Source organism: Bradyrhizobium sp. 1 (assembly GCF_023073315.1).
In the GTDB taxonomy this organism is placed as follows: domain Bacteria; phylum Pseudomonadota; class Alphaproteobacteria; order Rhizobiales; family Xanthobacteraceae; genus Bradyrhizobium.
Genome location: NZ_JADPJH010000034.1, coordinates 21242 through 42137, shown reverse-complemented (window position 1 = coordinate 42137; position 20896 = coordinate 21242). Strand labels below are relative to the sequence as shown.

At 63.7% G+C, this 20896-nt stretch carries 15 protein-coding genes and 1 pseudogene; 8 read left to right on the top strand and 8 right to left on the bottom strand.

All coding sequences use genetic code 11. The features are described from left to right. Positions 1-41: 41 nt before the first annotated feature. From IVB29_RS30105 to IVB29_RS30090, 4 genes are all read right to left on the bottom strand, one after another. The gene (locus IVB29_RS30105) at positions 42-2939 is read right to left on the bottom strand and encodes a winged helix-turn-helix domain-containing protein (RefSeq protein ID WP_247507046.1); all 2898 of its coding nucleotides are present in this window, start codon (positions 2937-2939) and stop codon (positions 42-44) included. 402 nt (positions 2940-3341) lie between these two features. Then, positions 3342-3575 (bottom strand): hypothetical protein, encoded by a 234-nt coding sequence (locus tag IVB29_RS30100; RefSeq protein WP_247507045.1) that lies wholly within the window; start codon positions 3573-3575, stop codon positions 3342-3344. A 173-nt stretch (positions 3576-3748) separates the two neighbouring features. Further along, complete coding sequence (locus IVB29_RS30095) at positions 3749-4966, bottom strand: ABC transporter substrate-binding protein (RefSeq protein WP_247507044.1); 1218 nt, start codon at positions 4964-4966, stop codon at positions 3749-3751. A gap of 364 nt (positions 4967-5330) precedes the next feature. Further along, on the bottom strand, positions 5331-5573 hold the full coding sequence (locus IVB29_RS30090) for a hypothetical protein (RefSeq protein WP_247507043.1): 243 nt from the start codon (positions 5571-5573) through the stop codon (positions 5331-5333). A gap of 253 nt (positions 5574-5826) precedes the next feature. Here IVB29_RS30090 and IVB29_RS30085 point away from each other — a divergent pair, with 253 nt between their 5' ends. Together IVB29_RS30085 and IVB29_RS30080 are read left to right on the top strand one after the other, a co-directional pair. Beyond that, complete coding sequence (locus IVB29_RS30085; RefSeq protein WP_247507042.1) at positions 5827-6108, top strand: hypothetical protein; 282 nt, start codon at positions 5827-5829, stop codon at positions 6106-6108. Between the two features lie 114 nt (positions 6109-6222). After that, a complete protein-coding gene (locus IVB29_RS30080; protein ID WP_247507041.1) occupies positions 6223-9075 on the top strand; it encodes a winged helix-turn-helix domain-containing protein in 2853 nt (950 codons plus the stop codon). A gap of 19 nt (positions 9076-9094) precedes the next feature. On the opposite strand, the gene IVB29_RS30075 is transcribed toward IVB29_RS30080, so the two are convergent. Then, the gene (locus IVB29_RS30075; protein WP_247507040.1) at positions 9095-11968 is read right to left on the bottom strand and encodes a winged helix-turn-helix domain-containing protein; all 2874 of its coding nucleotides are present in this window, start codon (positions 11966-11968) and stop codon (positions 9095-9097) included. A 182-nt stretch (positions 11969-12150) separates the two neighbouring features. Further along, entirely contained in the window at positions 12151-13032 is an 882-nt protein-coding gene (locus tag IVB29_RS30070; protein ID WP_247507039.1) for an SDR family NAD(P)-dependent oxidoreductase, read from the bottom strand. Between the two features lie 359 nt (positions 13033-13391). On the opposite strand from IVB29_RS30070, the gene IVB29_RS30065 reads away from it, so the two are divergent. From IVB29_RS30065 to IVB29_RS30045, 5 genes are all read left to right on the top strand, one after another. Further along, the gene (locus tag IVB29_RS30065; protein WP_247507676.1) at positions 13392-14447 is read left to right on the top strand and encodes a catalase family peroxidase; all 1056 of its coding nucleotides are present in this window, start codon (positions 13392-13394) and stop codon (positions 14445-14447) included. After that, positions 14444-15004 (top strand): cytochrome b, encoded by a 561-nt coding sequence (locus IVB29_RS30060; RefSeq protein ID WP_247507038.1) that lies wholly within the window; start codon positions 14444-14446, stop codon positions 15002-15004. The genes IVB29_RS30065 and IVB29_RS30060 overlap by 4 nt, the downstream gene beginning before the upstream one ends. Before the next feature lie 65 nt (positions 15005-15069). Further along, complete coding sequence (locus IVB29_RS30055; RefSeq protein ID WP_247507037.1) at positions 15070-15570, top strand: DNA starvation/stationary phase protection protein; 501 nt, start codon at positions 15070-15072, stop codon at positions 15568-15570. A gap of 18 nt (positions 15571-15588) precedes the next feature. After that, on the top strand, positions 15589-16425 hold the full coding sequence (gene fdhD, locus IVB29_RS30050) for a formate dehydrogenase accessory sulfurtransferase FdhD (protein WP_247507675.1): 837 nt from the start codon (positions 15589-15591) through the stop codon (positions 16423-16425). A gap of 17 nt (positions 16426-16442) precedes the next feature. Beyond that, positions 16443-17111, top strand: coding sequence for a YoaK family protein (locus IVB29_RS30045; RefSeq protein ID WP_247507036.1), 669 nt, complete (start codon positions 16443-16445; stop codon positions 17109-17111). A 206-nt stretch (positions 17112-17317) separates the two neighbouring features. Here the strand turns inward: IVB29_RS30045 and IVB29_RS30040 are convergent, their stop codons facing one another. Beyond that, complete coding sequence (locus IVB29_RS30040) at positions 17318-18565, bottom strand: oxalate decarboxylase family bicupin (protein WP_247507035.1); 1248 nt, start codon at positions 18563-18565, stop codon at positions 17318-17320. Positions 18566-18704: 139 nt separating this feature from the next. Here IVB29_RS30040 and IVB29_RS30035 point away from each other — a divergent pair. After that, a pseudogene (locus IVB29_RS30035) lies at positions 18705-19394 on the top strand (molybdopterin dinucleotide binding domain-containing protein); the annotation flags it as partial. A 23-nt stretch (positions 19395-19417) separates the two neighbouring features. On the opposite strand, the gene IVB29_RS30030 reads toward IVB29_RS30035, so the two are convergent. Then, on the bottom strand, positions 19418-20794 hold the full coding sequence (locus IVB29_RS30030; RefSeq protein WP_247507034.1) for an ATP-binding protein: 1377 nt from the start codon (positions 20792-20794) through the stop codon (positions 19418-19420). Positions 20795-20896: the final 102 nt, after the last annotated feature.

The following is a 20896-nucleotide window of genomic DNA, read 5'->3' as shown; positions in this document are numbered from 1 at the left end:
GTGCTGCCGCCGGGATGCTGAGGTGAGCGGCGGATCGCTACCTAGTGGCAGGTGCAGGACGCGGGCCGATCGCCGTCGCATGTCGAGAGCGAGATGCCCGGTATTTCAGCCAGAGCGCGGGCAAAGGCGAGTGCGGGAAGATCGATTTCCTGATCGAACAGGGCGCTGACCGGGCCGACGAGATCAAGTGCGGTCTGCTGACGGTTCGATCCCGCCATGATACCTGCCCACGCTGCCGCGACCTTCAGCTCGTAGAAGCGGCATTGCTGGTCTCTGGCCACGGACAGCCCCTCGGCGAACAGCAATTCGGATCGCGAGGGATCGGATCGGTCATTGGCCAGGAGAATCTCAGCCTTGATCCTCAAGAGGTCCGCAAGGCACCACAATTGCCGGCCCTGCCGCGACATGGACAAGGCCTCCTCCACCGTGGCCAGCGCCTGCGCAGGATCGCCGCTGGCGAGCAAGCCCTCGGCGAGCGACCCGAGAAACTCGGGATTGCGCATCAACCATCCGTTCTCGGTGCGCGCCTTCAGGCCGCTGCGCAACAGCGCAATTCCGTCGTCATGCTTGCCTTGCAGAACCAGCAATTGCCCCTTCAGGCAGGACGTCCAGCTGGTCCAGAAAGCGATCCCCTCGCGTGTGACGAGCTCGAGAAGAGAGGATATCGCCTGATCGGCGGCGGCGAGGTCATGCGTCATCAGCGCGATCGGGCAGACCGCGTTCCGCAGCGCGTAGGCGATCGCAAGCTTGTCCTTCTCACGCTGAGCCTCCTGAAGGCACTCGGCGGCTAGGGATCTGCTCTGCGCGATCTTTCCCTGCAGCAGCAGGACACGCGCCAACATCGCCTTGGCCAGAACGCTCTGGTTCAGCAAAAACCACATCTGGTTCCCGCCGCCGTCCAAACCGTGAGCCGAATGATCAAGCGACAAGGTCAGTTCGCGTCGCGCATCCTCCTGCGCACCGAAGAAATGGCTGGCGGCGCCGATCAGGCGACGGCCGACCGCCTCGTTGGCGGCGCTTCCGGTGCGCAGTGCGATCTCGAGGTAGCGCTCGCCGACCTCCCTGGCCTCGGCGTATTGGCCCGAGTTGAGGTTATAGCTCCACAACGTCCAGACCGCCTTGAGCTGAAGCTCGAGATCGGACAATTCCTCGGCGAGCACAAGACCGATGCTCAGCGCCGCCTTCATGCGATCCGCCGACCCCGTCGTGTTGAGAAGCGCAAAGCCCAGGGCGACGTAGAGCTGCGCCTTGAGCTTCGGAACGCAGGTGAATTCGGGACTGAAATGCGCAAGAGCGTGCTCGATCCGCGTCGAGCATTCCACGAAGGACAGCAACTGCATCCATACCGGAACGAAGCCGGCCGTCAGCTCGATGCCAAGCGCGGTATCTCCATTGGACGAGAACGCCCAGTCGAGCGCCGCATGCACGTTGCCGATCTCCTGGGCGAACCGGGAGATGTCGTCGGGAGCGTGAGAGCTATCGCCGAGCGGCGCGATGATCTGTCTGAGAAAGTTGGCATGGCGTCTGGCAGCCTGTTCGACGAAGCCCGCGTCCGCCAGCTTCTCCAGCGCATAGGCACGGGTGCTCTCCAGGAGGCGCCATCGTCCCTCGAAGGAGGGGTCCAGCGACACAAGCGATTTCCCGACCAGATTGAACAGGGTTTCGATGACGTCCGACCGCGACAAGGTGTCGTCCATCATCGCGATGGCCGCATCGAGCGTGAAGCCGGCCGGAAACACCGCGAGCCGACAAAGCAGGCTCTGCTCTGCCGGCGGCAACAGATCGTAGCTCCAGTCCAGTGTCGCTCGCAGGGTCTGGTGGCGCGGCAACTGGTCGCGGCGGCCGCCGTTCAGCAGCTCGAAACGCTTGTCCAGCCGAAGCAATACGGTGTCCACCCCGAGATTGGCGGCCCGTGCCGCGGCAAATTCCAATGCAAGCGGAATGCCGTCGAGGCGGCGGCAGATGGCGGCGACCTTCTGAAGTTCCTCCGCGCCCGCAACGAAGCTCGCACGCAGCGCCCGCGTGCGCGTGACGAAGAGCTGCACGGCGCTTTCCCGGAGCAGCAGATCGGGATCGTGCGTATCGGGATCAGGGACCGACAGTGCTGGAATGGCCGCAACGTATTCGCCATCGATGCGGAGGCCTTCGCGGCTGGTCGCAAGAACAGTGACGTTCGGACAATAGCGAAGCACGGCGCTGGCAATCTGCGCGGCGGCTTCGATCACATGCTCGCAATTGTCCAGGACAAGAAGCAGATGACGCGTCCCGATGGCCTGGGCAATGCTTGCGGGAGAGACTTCCTTGTCATTCGAGGCGAGCTTGAGGGCACGGGCGGTCGCAGATGCCGCGAGTGCCGCATCCTGGAGGGTCGCGAGTTCGACCAGCGCCACGGAATCGTTGAACGAGGGCGCGACGCTGCGTGCGAGCTCGATCGCCAGCTTGGTCTTTCCGATGCCGCCGGGGCCGACGAGAGTCACGGCCCGATATGCGGACAGCACATCGGCCAATTGACCGAGACAATCCTCGCGACCGATCAGAGGTGCGCGGACGCTCGGCAGATTGCTGGAAAAGGGTGCATCGGCCGGAATCGTCCCCGGTGCAGTCAAAGAGTGATCCGGATGCCCGCTTCGCCAGGCTCCGGCGAGCGTGTATCCACGGCCCGACACCGTCTTGAGGAGCTTGCGATCCTCGCCGAGCGCCTTCCGGACGGCCGAGATATGAACCTGGAGCGTATTGTCTTCGACGGTCAGGCCCGACCAGACGCTTCCGATCAAATCGTCCTTGGTGACGAGGAGACCAGCGGAGCCGACCAGCTTCTCGAGAATTTCGAACGCGCGGCTGCCGATCGGTACCGTGACGTTGTCATGCCTCAGCTCTCTGCGTTGGCAATCGACGAGCCAATGTCCAAAAGAGTAAGTGCGATCAACCGGCGATGACATAGAGGGTCCGTGCATCAATTTCGCTGCCGTGATCCGGGGGGAATCACGAGCCGCCCTTGAGATCACCGACCCTTGGCAAGAATTTTAAAAGCTTGAATGCGCTCGGGTCTCCTACAGGGGACGCCGTCGGCGTGTCAAGAACGGCTTCCCAGTGATCCGCGACCCGTCCTTGATGATGCTGGCACCCGACGCGCTCATGTTCGATACACGAATTCGTGACAGCGGTCGGAAGTATGTCACAATAGGAGACACGCTCGGAAGAAGCGCGCATCGCGCCGGTCGCAACAACGGCGGCCCCGTCGAGAGCCGCCGTCCTTGCTTTCGTCGTGAGACCCAAAATCCGGAATGCTGAGACGATCAACTTCCGCTTGGCGTCAACCGGACTTGCTCCGGTTCGCGAGCTCAATAGCCAGATGTGGGCTCGCAGGGCGGCCGGCGCCAGGGAGCGCTGGCGTATGCACCGACGTCGGGAGCACGGACGCAGCCGCGCTTGGAGGCGGCCGGAATGCGCTGCGTCGACGCATAGGCCTCGACATTGGTGCGCTTCGCATTGGTGCTGCCTTCGCGGGCCATCACGGGGGAGGCAATCATGGCTGCGACCACGAATCCGGCCGACAAGAGCTTCAGTGTAGTCATCGAACGTCTCCTTGAGAAAGCGATGCCGGGAACGCCTCGGCCCGCTCACGAGACATGCGCATGTGTGTGCCGGATCCGCAGTATTGATCGAACGAACATTTTCGTCTTTGCACGAAGCCGTCGCGTGACGTTGATTCAACAGCGACGGCTCATCCGACAGCGAGCTTCGCGTCCTAGTCGGACGAGGGCGCCGTCTGGTCTGCGCGTCCATCGAGCAGCGGGCCAAACCATTCCCATCTCTCGCCGGTAAAGCGCATCATCTGGAGCTGCTCGATCGGATGAAAGTCCGTTGGCGATGTTTTTATTCTGATGCCGGGAATGTAGCCTTCGATGTCGAGATCGAGATCGGTGGCCACGCGCATGATTCTCTCGTGCGTCAGATCATCGCCGCAGCGCCTGATCACCTCCACGAGCGCACTCGACATGTTGAAGGCCACCAGCGGTCCGCTCTCAGATCGATCCGCTTCCGGATAGTATTTCGCCATGAACGCGCGAAAGTGCTGCATGCCCGGGTGGCTGTCCCATTGCGGATCGGTCACGTCCATCTGATACCCGGCGCTGAGAATTCCCTTGGCGTTGTCCAGCCCCGCGGGCTTCAACACCGCGCCGACCGAGACCGAGATGTTCGTCACGATGTGGACGGGATGCCAGTCCAGCTCGGCGAGCTTGCGGATCGCCTGCGCGGCGAATTTTGGCGTGGCGACGTCGATGAATATGTCGGGTGCGGCGGTCTTGATCGCTACGATTTGTGACTCGATCGTCGGTACGCTGACCTCATATGGCAGGCTGGCGACCACCATTTGCGCGTACTTGTCCTGGAACACGTCCTTCAACCCCAGCAGATAGTCGCGCCCGAAATCGTCGTTCTGGTGGAGGATGCCGATGCTGGCACCTGGATGGTGCTTCAGGATGTAGTCCGCATAGATGCGTGCCTCGGTTCGGTAGCTCGGTTGCCAGCCGATGGTCCACGGAATGTGCTCGGGATCAGCTGAGCGCGACGCTCCGGTGATGGCGAACAATTGCGGCACATGCCGGTTGTTCATGTACTTCTGGATGGCGGCGTTGCTGACCGTGCCGAATGGCGCGAAGATCGCGAGCACCTCGTCGTCCTCGACGAGCCGTCGCGCTTGCTCGACTGCTCTGGATGGATTGTAGGCGTCGTCATATGAGATGAAATTGATTTTCCGGCCGTTGATCCCGCCCTTGTCGTTGATCATGCGGAAATACGCACTCATCGTCTTGCCGATGATGCCGAAAGCCGACGCCGGACCGCTGTAGGGCATGATGTTGCCGATCCGGATCTCCGTGTCGCTTGCGCCGGGATCGTATTGCGGTTCCGCAGACGCGCTGCCGGCTGCAAGCACGGCGCAGGAGATGACGAGCTTTCCCAAGCGCCACGCACGGTGCGAAATCGAGTAGCTAGCTCTGCTCGTGATCAAGCGATGCCTCCATGGCGCTGCCGGTTTTCGCACATGCCAGACCGTGACGACGCGTCACTTGGCCGCGCCTGCTCAGGGCGCGCCGGACCAGCGCATGCGGCAGTCGGCGTCGCGACTATAGCGCGGACGGCGCCGTGGGCTCGGTTACGGATGCTGAAGAACTGTTAAGTTTCGCAGTTGCCAGCCCGGCTAGCGGGATCGATGTGATCGACCTTGCTTCGAATCCCGCAGGGTGCGCCGCATGGCGCGGTCGCACTCCCGGATTGCGGACACCGTCATCTTGGCAGGACGCGTGATGCTCGATTGTGGTGTCTCGTCAGCGATGCCAGTTATGATTGTGAAAATGGCCCATGGGGAATACGGGCGCGGCGCCACCGGGCCGCTCGAGACCCATTCGCCCGGCGGGCGTCAGCGCGCCACCGTTCAGCACGTCGCGATCGGGGTACATCGATGCAAAGGCTGCCGGCTCCTGGTCGGCGAAGGACCAGGCTGCGGATGCGGACGATATCGTTGCCGTTGAGAGTAGCGCCGCAGCGATTAGTATTTTGAATACACTCATAGCGATTCTCCATTGCTCGCTCCGTGCGGAGAAGTCGCTTGGCGATGATCGCTGCTCGGCTGGTGGCGTTTCCGAAAATTGTTCTGATGAAAGGTATGTAGGTCGGCGGAGCGGAAAGTCCCGGCGAATCTGCATCACTCTTGCGGGAAGAGTCTGTCACCGTTGTCAGAATTCTCGCGCGATTGTGGGTGGTCAATCCCGTCCGGTGTCCGTTTCTGGGAGGCGCATAATTTAAACATGAGGAGTGTGAGCAATGAGATCATTTGCTGTTGTTTGCGTCGTCGCCTGCGTTGCGCTCTCGGGTGCTGCGTCTGCCCGTGGCGGCATGGGATCGCATATGTCGATGGCGGGCGGCGGTGCGCTCGGCACGAGTGCCGCCGCGCCGGGAACGAACTCGCTGGGCACCGCGCTTGCGTCTTCGGACGGTGGTGGTCACGCGACGAAGGGGCCGTTGCTCGGCTCGGACCCGACCATCGACAAGGACGACGCCCGGCTCGAGAAGATGCTGAAAGGATCGATCTGCCGCGGCTGCTGAAGCGCGCGCATTGCGACACGGGGGTCGGCGGCTCCGCCGCCCGGCGACCTGTGTCTTTCGAAAAGTTTGGTGGTAAGCTGGGCCGAAAATGATGAACTGCTTGGGGCTGTCCCAATGATGGCCGAGACAGGCCAGCGTCCCGTCTACACTTGCGCGGAATGGGAGATCGATCTTGTCAGACGCGAATTGCGCTCGACGGGAGAGACCGTTCCTTTGGGGGGACGTGCCTTTGAGATTCTCGCGGAATTGGTTCAGGCAGAGGGCCAGCTCGTCACCAAGAACGACCTGACGGAGCGGGTCTGGCGGGGCGTCTTTGTCGAGGAGAGTGCACTTCGCGTGCATATCGCGGCGATCCGAAAGGCGCTTGGTCCTGACCGCGGCATGCTGTCGACCAGTGTTGGCCGAGGCTATCGTTTGCTGGGAGCGTGGCGGATCCGGCATATGGACACGCCGCTACAATCTGCCGCTGCCGAGCTGCTGCCGTCGATCAACATTCCCAGCGCGTCGTTCGATCTCATTGGCCGGACCGCCGCGATTGCACATTTGTGGCGGCTGCTGTCGGCCTATCGCGTCGTGAGCCTGGTCGGGCCCGGCGGGATCGGAAAGACGGCACTGGCACTCGAGGCCGCCAGAACGCCACCGCCCGGCTTCGCTGCGGATCGATTACTGGTCGAACTGGCCTCGCTGTCCGATCCCAAGCTGGTCTGCTCGGTGATCGCCAGCGTGCTTGGCACCAAGCTCGAGGGCGAGGAGATGTCGCCTGATTCCATCGCACGCGCGATCGGCCCTCGACCATTGTTGCTCATTCTCGACAATTGCGAACATGTCATCGATGCCGTGGCGCAGGTGGCCGAGCTGGTTGTCAGCCGCTGTTCCGGGACGATCATTGTTGCGACAAGCCGGGAAGCGCTACGCATCGAGGGGGAGCATGTCTACCGCGTGCCTCCTCTGGGCGTGCCACCTGAAGCATGGCACGAGCCCGCCGGCGCGTCTGCGTACAGCGCCGTGGAATTGTTCACGCGCAGAGCGAGGGCGCTGGGTTCGAGCTTTGCGCCCGACGAGGAAAACATCGGTGCCATCGCAGCGATCTGTCGCCGCCTCGACGGCATTCCGCTGGCGATCGAGTTTGCGGCAGCGCGCGCGGTCATGCTCAGCCCACCGAAGATCGCGGCACTTCTCGATGACAGGTTCAAATTTCTGACGACCGGCCGGCGCACGGCGCTGCCGAGGCAGCAAACGCTGCGTGCAACGCTCGATTGGAGCTACGACCTGTTGCCGGACGACGAGGCCTGGCTGCTCCGGCAGCTCGGCATATTCGCCGGCGAATTCCGGCTCGACGCCGTGATCGCGGTGGCCTGCGATGGCATCGGCGACGTCACCGGCCAGCTTGCCAGGCTGGTGGCAAAGTCGCTCGTTCTCGCGGATATTCGCGGCGAGAGCCCTCACTATCGCCTGCTGGATACCACGCATGCCTATGCGTCGGAGAAGCTGCATACCAGCGCAGAATATCCCGGCGCTGCCCGCCGCGAGGCGACGTACTACATCGGATTCTTCGCCAACGCCGAGGCCGATAGCGAAGTGAGGCCGCAGGCGGAGTGGCTCACCATCTATGGTCGGCACATCGACAACGTGCGAACCAGCCTTGATTGGGCCTTCTCGTCCGGCGGCGACTCGCAAGTCGGTGCGGCCTTGACGGCGGCTGCGGTCCCACTATGGGTGCAATTATCGCTCCTCGGCGAATGCCGCGAGCGGACCGAACTCGCATTGGCGCGGCTCGATCCGACGGCCGCGGACGCCCCGCGGCTTCGCATGCAGCTGTCGGCCGCACGCGGCTGGTCGCTGATGTACGGTGTTGGCAGGGCTCGCGAGGCCGGCCCCGCCTGGGCTGCAACCCTGCAGTTAGCCGAGCAGCTCGAGGACAGAGATTATCTGTTGCGCGCGCTCTGGGGACTCTGCATCGATCAATTCAACAATGGCGAATTCCGCAGGGCCCTCGAATTAGCGCATCGGTTCGCGGAGGTCGTGGCCGATTCCGGCAATTCCGTCGACCGGATGATGGCCGACCGGCTCCTTGCAACCGCGCTGCACTATTTCGGTGATCAGCGGCAGGCGCATCATCATATCGGGCGAACCCTGTCTCGCCTGTCGGATCTGGCGGCGAAGCCGCAGGTCATCCGTTTCCGGTTCGACTTGCGGGCCTCTGCGCGCTACTTCCAGGCGCGGATCCTGTGGCTGCTCGGCCTCGCGGACCAGGCATTGAGCGTGGTCGAACACAACGTCGAGGAGGGGCGGACGAGTGGCCACGCTCTCACATTCTGCAGCGTCCTCGGCCAGGGAGCCTGCCCGATTGCCTTTCTGGCCGGCGATCTCGACGCGGCCGGGCGCTATTGCACGATGCTGATCGAGCACACCGAACGTCACCCGATCCGTTTGTGGAATCTGTGGGCGCGCGCCTTCAGGGGCCTGCTGATCGCGCGCCGCGGCGACCTCGCGACCGGATTGCCACTGCTGCGCAAGGCGCTCGAGCTTGCGGGCGAGGCGCGCTTCCTGCCGCGCTTCCTGCTTCCGCTCGGCGAACTTGCTGCATGTCTCGGCGAGGCCGGCGAGGTGTCGCAAGGGCTTGCGATCGCCGACGAGGCGCTCGCACGATGCGAGGCACGGGACGAAGGGTGGTATGTCGCCGAGCTCTGGCGCATCAAGGGCGAATTGCTGCTGCTTCCCGGCGAGTGCCGCTCGACGATCTCTGCCGAGCAGGCGTTCGACCGGGCGTTCGAAGTGGCGCGGAGCCAGGGCGCGTTGTTCTGGGAGCTAAGGACGGCGATCAGCTTGGCACGATTGAGGATGAGCGAGGGGCATCTGGCCGATGCACGCCATGTTCTCGCGTCCGTGTACGGCAAGTTCACCGAAGGTTTCGAGACGGAGGACCTTCGCGAGGCGCGTACAATGATGGCGAGGCTGGGATCGTAGGCAAGGGATGCGGCGCCGGTCATTTGGCCGCGAGCGAGCACGAGTGTTGAGGGGTTAGCTCCGCAAGCAATCGCCCTGCCGTCTTGAGGCTGCGTGTCTGGAATCCCTCGGTAAATTGCTGATAGACGGGCGCCAGCACATCGTACGCCTCCTGGCTGCGTCGGCCTCGCTGCCGCAGTCTTGCGAGCGCGATGGCCGCGCGAAGCTCATAACCCAGCGCCCCCTGATGGCGGGCGACGTCGAGCGCCTGCAAGAGGCTCAGCTCCGCTTGCGACAGATCCGGATTGCGCTTGTGCATCAGCGCTTCCGCCCTCGCGCGTAACATGTCGGGCATGTCCATCATGAAGTTGCGATGCCGGGCCTGGGCAATCGCCTGGTCAATGGTGTCCAGGGCTTCGTCGCCGTGACCCGTCGCCGCCAGGGCTTCGGCGAGGGGCATGCGAAGTCCTGCCACCGCACCGAAGCTCTGGCTCTGCAGCTTCTCGATCGCGCCTCTCAGCATGGCGAGCCCGAGACCGGTCTCGCTCCGGGCCAGCAGCGTAATCCCCTTCATGGCTTCGCCGACCATCTGGAGCACGGCGAGATTGTGCCTTCGGGCTTCCACGACGAACCTGTCGATATGCTCTTCGCAAGCCTCCATGTCGCCATTCCAGAAGAAGACACCGAATGCCCATGGCAGCGCCCGGCAGAACATGACCGGATGGTTCGCCGCGATGACATCCGAGATGGCCCGGCGCACCACTTGCATCGCCTGATCGGGATATCCCTGAAGCCAGAGGACGCGCGCGAGGGTGATTTGAGCGCGTTTGGGATATTCGAGGGTGAGGCGGCTATGGACCTCCCCCTCCAGGCCCGGGTGCAGCAGCGCCGCTTCGATGTATGAGCGCGAGGCAACGAACTGGCCGAGATATTGGCAGGAGATGCCGAGCAATAAGCGCATGCGCGCCAGCGCCACGGAATCGTTGCCCGCGAGGGCAATGGCTTCGCCGCGTTTGGCGATGCCGAACGCGTCATCATACTTGCCGCCGAACAATTTCAGCAGATGCAACTGGTCGATCAAACGGATCTGCCCAGGTATGTCGCCGATCTTTTCCGTCAGTTCGAGCGCCCGGTTGAGGTGACTTGCGCCCAATTCATCCAGCCGTCCCGTGAGCGTGCGGGCGGCCCCCAGCGCAGTGTGAAGAGCGAGACCGTGCCGGATGCTTCCATTGGTTTCATCGCGTGCTTCGATGGCGCGCGTGACCCAGAGCTCGCATTCCGCCAGGAGCGAGAGCTTGAAAAACAGCGGTATCGCTGCTGCAGCGAGGGCCACGCCGGCTCTGCGGTCTCCCTGATCCGAGAAGCACCATGTCAATGCTGCGCGTATGTTGCCGAGCTCGTCGGCGGCCGCCGAAAGGTCCCGGTCCGATTCGCCGCCGATCTTTTCAAGGAGATCGAGAAAGTAGCAGGCATGACGTCGCGAGACCGCGCCGGCGTTTCCGCTGGCGGCAAGTTTCTCCTGCGCGTAGGCCCGGGTCGAGTCGGCGAGGCGGTAGCGGGTCGGTTGCGAGCCGGTGTTCAGTGCAAGCATCGACTTGGCGACGAGGCCATCGATGATCGCCAGGATCGTGTCGTCGTCCTCCGTGGCCGCGGCAATCGACCGGGCAGCATCCAGGGTCATGCTGCCGACGAACACTGACAGCCGGCCGAGAATCATGCGTTCCGGTTCGGATAGAAGATTGTAGCTCCATTCGATGGTTGCACGCAGCGTCCGGTGTCGGGGCAGCGCGGTGCGTCGCCCTTCCCATAGCAGATTGAGATGCTGGTCGAGGAGTTGCACCATCGCTCTCGCACCGTATGCGCCCACATGGCCGGCGGTAAGCTCGATGGCCAGCGGGATGCCGTCGAGCCGACGGCAGAGGTTGCCGACATCAGAGGCGTTCGCATCCGTCAGCGCGAACTCGCCGCCTCCCGCAGTCGCACGCTCCACGAAGAGTTTCACCGAGGGGTAGGCGATGGCAGTCGCGGCCTTCAGAGCGGCATTCTCCGGCGGGCTCGGCAGGGGCTGGAGCCGGTATATGAACTCGCCCTCGACGCGCAGCAACTCCCGGCTCGTGGCGACGATGTGCAGCCCCGGTGCTGCCTGATAGAGCCGTTCGGCAAGCGCCGCCGCAGCTTCGATGACATGCTCGCAGCAGTCCAGAATCAGCAGCATGCGCTTGTCGCTCAGGAAGGTCGCGAGGCCGCCGGTCGGATCGTTCGATCGAGCCAGAAACCCGAGTGAAGATGCGACGATTGCCGGTACCAGTGCGGCGTTGTCTGTCTCGCCGAGACCGACAAAGTGGACATACCCGGCGAATTCCGCGAGCAGGGCATGGCCCGTGGACACGACAACTGTGGTCTTGCCGATGCCGCCCGGGCCGACGACCGTCACGAAACGTTGCGCTCTCAGTTTGTCCGAGATGTCCTGAATGGTTTGCTCACGCCCCACCATGTATCGGGGATGCGCCGGCAAATTGTGGTCATAGGTCGGATTGATCAGTGCAGATTGCCTGTGGTCCGGGCGCGAGACCGCAGCGACGAAGCAGTAGCCCTGCCCGGAGACGGTGCTCAGATATCTGGCGCCGCCGTTGCCGTCTCCGAGTGCCTTGCGGAGTGCGGCGATATGGACACGCAGGCTGTTGTCCTCGACATCGGCGCCCGGCCACGTCTTGGCAATCAGATCCGTCTTGCTGACGACGTTGCCGGCCTGCCGGACCAGCGCGAGCAGGATGTCGAATGCCCGGCCCGACAGTTGAAGCGGGCTCCCGTCTCTTTCAATCCGCCGCTGCGAGGCGTCGAGGTAAAACGGCCCGAAGAGGAAGATCTCCCGGACGGACTCGTCTTGGTCGGAGCGGCCGGCAGTGGCCATCATGTTGTTGCTTTGCCAGCGGGGGGCCATTTGGGGATATCAACCCCGGCGCACGCTTCGTCACGTTCCATGACTTGGATGCACACCAAGACGTGTGAACGTAGTGGCCTTCAAAGGTAACATCCGGCAGTTTCAGGGTAAAGGATTGCCGCCTATCACTTTCGTCTGGGGCTCCGAAGAGCGTGCTATCCGATAAAGGCGGGCTTGAGGATGTCTTCCAGTCCGATCCGGCGGAGCAGTTCCGCACGGACGCTGTCGGCGATGGCGTCGACGGCTGCGGCTCCGTCGTCGTCCGGACCGAAATGAACGCGCAGCGGACGCTGTCCGAACGGCATATCGACGACATCGGCTATGGCAGCCGCAACGTCCTGCGGCGTTCGATCCTTCGCCGGAAGCTGCGCAAGTGCCGATAGCGCGATTTCGCTGACGTCGGCGGTCGGGCCATCCGCGTATTCCTCGGCCCGAACAGTGTCCAGCGGCCGGCCGGAGCGAATGTAGTGGCCGGGGCCGAGCGCGCTGGGGACGACGATGGTGGTCTCGACGCCCCAGCGCGCGAGCTCGCCGGCATAGCCGAGCGCCAGCGCATCCAGCGCGGCCTTTGACGAAGCGTACGCCCCCAGGAAAGGAACCGAGCCGCCACGCGCACTGCTCGACGAGATCCATATCAGCAGGCCCTGGCCCTGCTTGCGCAACTGCGGCAATGCGGCCCGATTGAGCCGTTGCGCACTCAGCACGTTGATGTCGTAGAGTTCGGCAAGCTGATCCGGCGTGAAGGCCTCCGCCGGTCCGTAGACGACCTGCCGGGCATTGTGCACGATCACGTCGAGGCGATTGTTCTCGGCGACGATGGCATCGATGGCCGAGTTCACGGAGGCTTCCGAGGAGACGTCGAACGCGATGGTTCGGAGTTCCGTGCCGTGCGTCCCGGCCGCCTCGACACCGTGCTCGTCGCGGCCATCGATGTCCCGCATCGAAACGTAGACCGTGTGGCCGGCCTGCGCCAATTTCCTGCAGGTACTTCGTCCGATGCTGTTTGCAGCTCCTGTGACGACGATCACTTTGCTCATTCGATCCCCAATCGCATTCCAGCTTCCGCAAGGACGTCAGCGCCGTCGCGACCCGTTCATCATTCGGCGATCGACCGCTGGCCTTGCGCGAAGAGCATCTGACATAGGCCCCGGCACCAGATGGGTCTTTCGAGCCCGGCGGATGTTTTTCAGATCGCACGGAATATTTCCAGAAAGCCCGAAGCGGGTCCGGACGAACCTCCTCACGGACCGGAGCACGCCGGGCGTGCCTTCACGAAAATGCCGGTGGGATTCAGAAGATCGGGCCCGTGGCTGCCGGCTACAAGGAACCTGAGCCGCTCGACAGGACGGGCCGTGTGACCGGTCGTCGGCGGGTTCGCACGTTGCAAGGAGAAGCGATGAACCAGTCAGGCAACCCGTCGCGCTCCGGATCAGGCTCGCTCGTGTTGATCGCGGCGGTCCTTGGAGGCAGCGCTGCCGCGTTCGCATACACTGCAGGGTGGCTCTCGCCCGGGCGCCTGACGCCGGAACAGATGATTTCGGCGCTGACGCCTCCGAGCGGCGCGCCGTTCGGGCACCGGCGAAATCATGCCAAGGGCATCTGCTTCACCGGCGTCTTCGAGGCGAACGGAAACGGCGCGGAACTTTCCAGCGCGAGGGTCTTCGAGCGAGGCACGTATGCTGCGCTGGGCCGATTCAATCTTGGCACCGCCGATCCGAACGCCGTGGATGCGACCGTGCGCGTGCGGGGCCTGGGATTGCAGATCGCCGCGGCGGACGGCGAGGAGTGGCGGATGGCCCTGATCAATCCGCCGATCTTTGCAGTGTCGACGCCGCAAGCGTTTCACGACCTGCTGATTGCATCGGGCAAGAAGGACCCGGAGGCGATGAAGATGTTCATCCAGGCCAATCCGGAATTCACGGCCTTCGCGACCTGGGCCAAGACGGCGCCGTGGACCACCAGCTATGCGGAGGAGCCTTACCACGGGCTCAACAGCTTCATCTTTACGGATGCAAAGGGCGGCGAGCATGCGGTGCGATGGTCGCTGCTGCCGACGGCGAAGGGCACTGCGGTTTCGCAAGCCGAGCTGCAAAGCCGCGGCCCGGATTTTCTCGAGCAGGAGATCACGGAGCGGGTCCGGATCGCCGGCCCGCAACGCTGGACGATGGTCACGACGGTCGCTGATCCCGGAGATCCAACCGCAGACCCGAGCAAGGCCTGGCCCGAAGGTCGCCGTACGGTGCAGGTCGGAACGCTCGTCGTGCAGCGGATCGAACCGGAGCAGGACGGGCCTTGCCGCGACATCAACTTTGATCCGACCGTCCTGCCGCGGGGCATCCGGCTGTCGGACGATCCTTTCCCCGCCGCGCGCTCCTCGGTCTATCGCAAGTCCTACGATTTGCGCGCGGCCGAAGCCGGCGACTATCCGCGAACCGGGGCGGCCAAGCCATGAGCGCTCCCCGTCGTTTCGCCCCGATCCAGCGGCTTCTGCACTGGCTGATGGCAGCTTGCATCATCGCCATGCTCTTCATCGGCGTCGGCATGGTCTCCACCGTGGCGCCGACATATCTGCCGCTGATCATGATCCACAAGACGCTCGGCGTCACCCTTCTCATCCTCGTCATGATCAGGCTGGCTCTGCGGCGCCATTACGGCGCACCGCCATTGCCGGCTGATCTTCCGCCAACGATCAAGCTGGGAGCGAGATTGTCGCATCTGTTCCTCTATGGCTGCATGATCGTCATGCCGCTATTGGGCCTCGGCATGCTCTGGGCCGCGGCCTATCCGGTCGTCCTGTATGGCGGCATTCAAATTCCGGCGTTGCTGCCGCAGAGCGACCGCGTCCACACGCTGCTGTGGAATGCCCATGTCTATCTGGGCCTCGCGTTCTTTGCCCTCGTGCTGCTGCACGTAGCGGCAGCGCTGTTCCACGCCTTGGTCCGCCGCGACGGGGTGTTCGGGACGATCGCACTCTTTCCACTAAAGAGCAGGACGACGGCGGCGGAATGAGCGCTTCGCGCGCCGGCGAAACGCGTGGCTGAAAAATTTCCAACCCTCCAAGAAGGATGACGACAATGACCAAGGCGGACCTCCAAAGCCCGACCGATCTCGGAGCCAATGCAAACCGGGACGTTCCAGCCGCGCTGAGGGCGCTGCTGGCCGACGTCTTCGCGCTGTACCTGAAGACCAAGAACTTCCACTGGCACGTGTCGGGCCGGCACTTTCGCGACTATCACCTCCTGCTCGACGAGCAGGCCGAGCAGATCTTTGCCATGACCGACGACATTGCCGAGCGGGCGCGCAAGATCGGCGGAACGACGCTGCGCTCGATCGGCCAGATCGCGCGCGAGCAGCGCATCCTCGACAACGACGCCGACTATGTCGATCCGCAGGACATGCTGGCCGAGTTACGCAGCGACAATCAGCAGCTGACGCGGGAAATGCGCCGGGTCCACGAGCTCTGCGACGAATACGGTGATGTCGCGACCGCAAGCCTGCTGGAAAACTGGATCGACGAGACGGAGCGGCGCGTCTGGTTCCTGTACGAGACCGGCCGAAGCGGTCCGATCGTGTAGGAACAAGACGGTGTGACCATGATGACGGGCTCGACATACACGCGGCACCGGGAGATCGCCTGGCGCGGCGGCCGGACGAAATCGACGTCGCGATTGATCGCCGAGGAGAGCGCCGTCGCGCTCACCTACAACGGATCGACCCATGCCGTGATGATGGGGACACCGGCTGATCTGGAGGATTTCGGCATCGGCTTCAGCCTTACCGAGGCCATCATCGACCGCGCAAGCGAGATAGGGAGCATCGAGCTGATCTCGAACGAGCTCGGCATGGAAGTGCGGATGTGGCTCGATGGTGACCGCGCGGCGATACTGGCCGCGCGCCGCCGCGCCATCATCGGTCCGGTCGGGTGCGGGCGATGCGGCATCGAAAGTCTCGAGCAGGCGCGTCGCACGCCGTCGCGGGTCGAGAGCCCCGGCATTGCCTTTCACGCACGGGATCTGCTGAACGCCATGCAGGCGCTGTCTCCCCTGCAGACGTTGAATCAGCACACGCGGTCCGTTCACGCGGCGGCCCTCTGGCGTCCTCGCACCGGCATTGTGCTGGTCAGGGAGGATGTCGGTCGGCACAATGCGCTCGACAAGCTCGCGGGTGCAATCGTCCGCGACGGCATTTCGGCCCGCGATGGCGCCGTGCTGCTGACGAGCCGCGTTTCGATAGAGATGGTGCAGAAGGCGGCGATGATCGGCGTGCCTGTTATCGTCGCCGTTTCTGCGCCGACCGCGCTCGCGATCCAGACCGCGAATGAAGCGGGAATCACGCTTCTCGCCGTCGCCCGCGACGACGGATACGGCGTCTTCACGCATCCGCGCCGCGTTTTGTTGCCTGAAGAGGCCGCGCCGCGCGCCGGCTGCTGACTCGCGGACCGGCGACTATGGCGATGCAAGCCGCATCAACGGAGCCCTTGGCCGAGACAAGCGTCGAGGTCTACGCTCCGGAGCGATCGCTGCTGGTTGCCTCTCTGCTCAGCATGTCCGGAGGTTTCCTCGACGCCTTTACATGGATGTCGCTCGGTGCCTTCGCGAGTTCGCAGACCGGCAATGTCGTCTTCATCGGCGTTTATGCCCTGTCCGGGCAATGGCAGCGCGCGCTTCAACATCTGCTTCCGCTCGCGGCCTTCGTCCTGGGGGCGGTGGTGGCAGTCTACACCCGGGCGGCTCTGCGTTGTCTTGTCGGAGAGATCGTCTGCCTGGCCGCGGCGATGCTGTTGCTCCATCGCATTTCCGATCAGATTACGATCCTCGTCATCTCCTTCGGCGTCGCGTTGCAATCGGCGAGTTTCAGGCAGGTCGGGGGCTGGAAGTATCTCTCGGTCACCGTCACGGGAAATATGTTGCGAGCCATCGACCAGCTTGTTGAGGCATCCGATCTCGATGCGGCGCGTGGCGCCAGAGTCATGCTTATGCTCTGCCTGATGTTTCTGCTCGGGGCCGCTGTCGGTGGTTGCGTGACGAGATGGCTGGGACCCTGGAGCCTCGCTCTGCCGATTGCATCGTCGGCGTGCGTTCTCTGGCTGTGCCGGCATCCAGGCCATCCGCACTGAAGCCACGTCGCAGGCCGAGGCGCCATGCCATTCGGCAAAAGGACGTTCGTTCGCGGAAGCGCGCGCGCGATGGCCTCGCCGATGGAGAGGCGAGGCAGTCTCCGCGGTCGATCACTACTAACCGGCGGCCCGGCCTCGCAAGGTTTGCGGCCCAGCGGACAAAACAAAGGCGCTCCGGCGCCTTTGTCGTTCGGGACCTTGCCCGGTCAGGATTTCGGCATGATGCCTGGACCGGTGTCCGGCCATTTGGCGACCACCTTCTCGTCGATGTTGAAGTGCTGGGCGACCAGTCCGGGCGGGGTGTGTGCCAACCAGTTGGAGAGCGATACCTCCTCATAGCGCGGCGCGCGGAAGACACCGACGAACTGAACCTCGGTGTTGCCGATGTTCTCGACGTAATGTCCGAAATTGCGCGGGACATAGCCGATGTCCCCGGCCGCAAAATCCGTCGTCCGCGCGTTGGGGCCGGTGTCGAACACCGTCATCCGCGCCTTGCCCTTGATGTAATACTGCCACTCATCGGCGTTCGGGTGCCAGTGCATCTCCCTGACTGCGCCCGGAGGCATCGTCACCAGCGCTGCCGCGACAGTGGTTGCCACCTTGAAGTTGCTGCTGTCGGCCACGCGGATACTTCCCGCAGAGCTTTCCTTGAAGGGGGGCGCGCTGCCCAGCGGGTAAATGAACGGGTAGGGCACCGCCTCGGCATGTTTAGCGACGGCCGCTCGATCCGCCGCGAGATCGCCGGGCACCGTGCCCTGGAAGATCCAGAGATTGTGCAGGGGGATCTTGGCGAAGGTTTCGGCCGACACTCCGAAGTTTCTGGCAAGCACATCCGGCGGCGTGTGCGCCAACCAATCCGTCACCAGCAGCGTGTTGAACTCATTCGCGTGGCCATCGTCGAAGCAGAGCACGAACTCGGCGCCATCCGGCCCCAGTCCTTGTAGCGAATGCGGCGCGCCTGCTGGAAAATACCAGAGGTCTCCGGCCTTGAGGTCGCCCACATAGGGGCGGCCCTCGGCGTCGAGCACCGTAACGCGGCAGCTGCCGTAGGTCATGATCGCCCATTCGGCGGCCTGATGCCAATGCAGCTCTCGGATACCGCCGGCGGAGAGCCGCATATTGACGCCGGAGATCTCCTTCGAGATCGCGAAATCCGCGACCGTGACCTGACGGGCCCAGCCGCCGTCCTGGATGCGCCGAGGCGCATTGTTGAACGAGGCCCAGTTCATCGGTAAGCCGCCGACATCGGTCGCCGGCGGACTTGTTGCCGAGGGAAACTGCTTGGCGAGCTCCGGGTTTTGCGGACCGGGATCGGTCAGGCTTCCGGGGCTCTTGGCGTTGATAGCGCCTTGCGGCGGCTCGTCCGGATTGCCGAAGGTTGCGGCCTGCGCACCGGACCCGACCATGGCGGCGCCTGCCGCGGACATGGCCAGCAAATCTCGTCGTGAAAACATTGGGTCGCTCCTGAAAATAGTCGAAAGCCCGCTGCGGCGAAGAGCTCCGGACGCCCACCCTAGTTCGTGGTTGCCGACACAGCTTTCGGGAACAGCCTTCCTTTTTCAGGAACGCACTGACTGCTTCAGCCCGCCGGGCGTGCATGCGTCCGGCGGCCGCAACAAGCCGGCATCGGAGCATCTCCTCAGCGAGATCGCGATCGTCGCCGGCGTCGCCAAGGCGACGCTGGGCGAGCGCACGGTGGTCGATTGGGACGGCTTCGTGACTGATTACGACCGCATCCGCGATGCGATCGAGGCGGTGTTGCCCATTTTCCAGGGCTACAATGCCCGCATCCGCGTCCCAGGTGGCTTTCATCTCACCTCGACGGCACGCGAGCGCATCTGGGCCACGCCGTCGGGCAAGGCAAATTTTTTGGTCTTCCCAGGCTGCGGCGAGGATCCGCCGCAGACCGACCCGGATTCCCTGTGGCTCACCACCATCCGCAGCCACGACCAGTACAACACCACGCTCTACTCGCTGTCCGACCGCTATCGCGGCGTGTTCGGCCAGCGCGACGTGATCTTCCTCAACGAATACGAGTTGAGGAAGCGCGGGCTTGCCGACGGCGACCGCGTCGACCTGATCACCGCCTCGACCGACGGCGCCGAGCGGACCGTGCGCAACTTCCGCGTCGTGGCCTATTCCTTTCCGACCGGCTGCTGTGCGGCGTACTATCCGGAGACCAATCCGTTGGTCCCGCTCTATGCCCGCGACCCCCTCAGCTTCACGCCATCATACAAGGGCGTCCCGATCCGCCTTGTGCGTTCGGCAGCTACCGGGGAATAGCAGCCGCGCCGGAGACGTCGCGATCACGTATCGGCCTGGAGGTCGCAGCGCGGCGAATCCGCCGGCGAAACGGGTATCGGCAGCGTGAACCAGAAGCGGGCGCCGCCATGCGCGCCATTGCCTTCGGCGCCGATCCGGCCTCCATGCGCTTCGACGATCGACCGGCAGATCGGCAGTCCCATGCCCATGCCGCTGTCCTTGGTCGTGAAAAAGCTTTCAAACAGCCGATCGAGATGCTCGGCGGCGATGCCGGGACCGTTGTCCTCCACGGAACAGCACAACGTTGCGGCGTCCTGTGTGACCGTGCTGATGATGATCCTGCAATCGTCATATCCTGCTTGCGTCATCGCCTGCACCGCGTTGATGGCGAGATTGACGATCACCTGCTGCAGCTGGGTGCGGTCACCGAGTACCTGCGGCGCGCTCGGATCGGGCTGGTGCAGGATCGTTACGCTGCGGGATTCCATCTCGTGTCGAAGGAAGAGAAGCGCTTCACGAATGATCTCGTCGAACGACAGGGATGTCTGCTCGGGGGCTTTCCGGGAGGCCATCCCGTGAACGCGCGCCACGATGTTCGCGGCGCGTTGGGTATCGACGACGATGTTCTCGATGGCCTTGCGGATCTCGACGATATCGGGCGTGGGCCTGTTCAACCACCGCAGCCCGGCGGCGCCGTTGGTGGCGATGGCGGCCAGCGGCTGGTTGACCTCGTGGGCGATCGACGCGGTCAATTCGCCGAGCATCGAGACGCGCGCGGCATGCGCGAACTCGGCCTGCACGTGCTGGAGCTTCTGCTGGGCGCGAACACGCTGTGAGATGTCGATGGTGCCGACCAGGCTGACTTCAAGATCGTTGATGGGGCCGACCCGGGCCGTCGTGAAGAGAACGTCGACGACGCGGCCATCCCACGTGACCATCCTGGTCTCTTCCTCGAAGTTCGTCTCGCCGCGATAACGGGACTCCATGGCCCGCCGGAACGTGTCGGGACGTTCCTTCCAGGTCTCGGCCATGGAACGTCCGACATAGTCGTCGACGCCGCCTCCGAACATCTGGATGGCCCGTTCGTTGGCCTCCTGAAACGAGAGCGCGTCCATGCAGGTCCGCAGGAACTCGGGATGGCTGTCGAAATAGGGGCCGAGGTCCTCGACGCCCTCGGCTTTCAATTTTCGGAACAGCACGACCAGCCTGCTGGCGTCGAGCTGCCGGAACGCGATCGGCATGCGGCTGAACAAATGGCGGTAACGCTGCTCGCTCCGCTCCAGCTCGGTATGGGCCTTCTTCAGGGCCGTGATATCCATGATCGCGCCGACGAGCGTCAGCGAAGCGGCCAGAAAAGCGGCGAAAGCGATTGCCGTGAAATTGTCTCCGAGCAGCGAGCAGGCGAAGGACAGCAGGGTCAAAACGAGGCTGCCCCAAGCCCACAGTAGGATGCGATCCCGTATTGTCTGGATAGGCAGCACACGGCGCCACCATCGCTGGGGCTGTACGGGGTTAGAGCCATC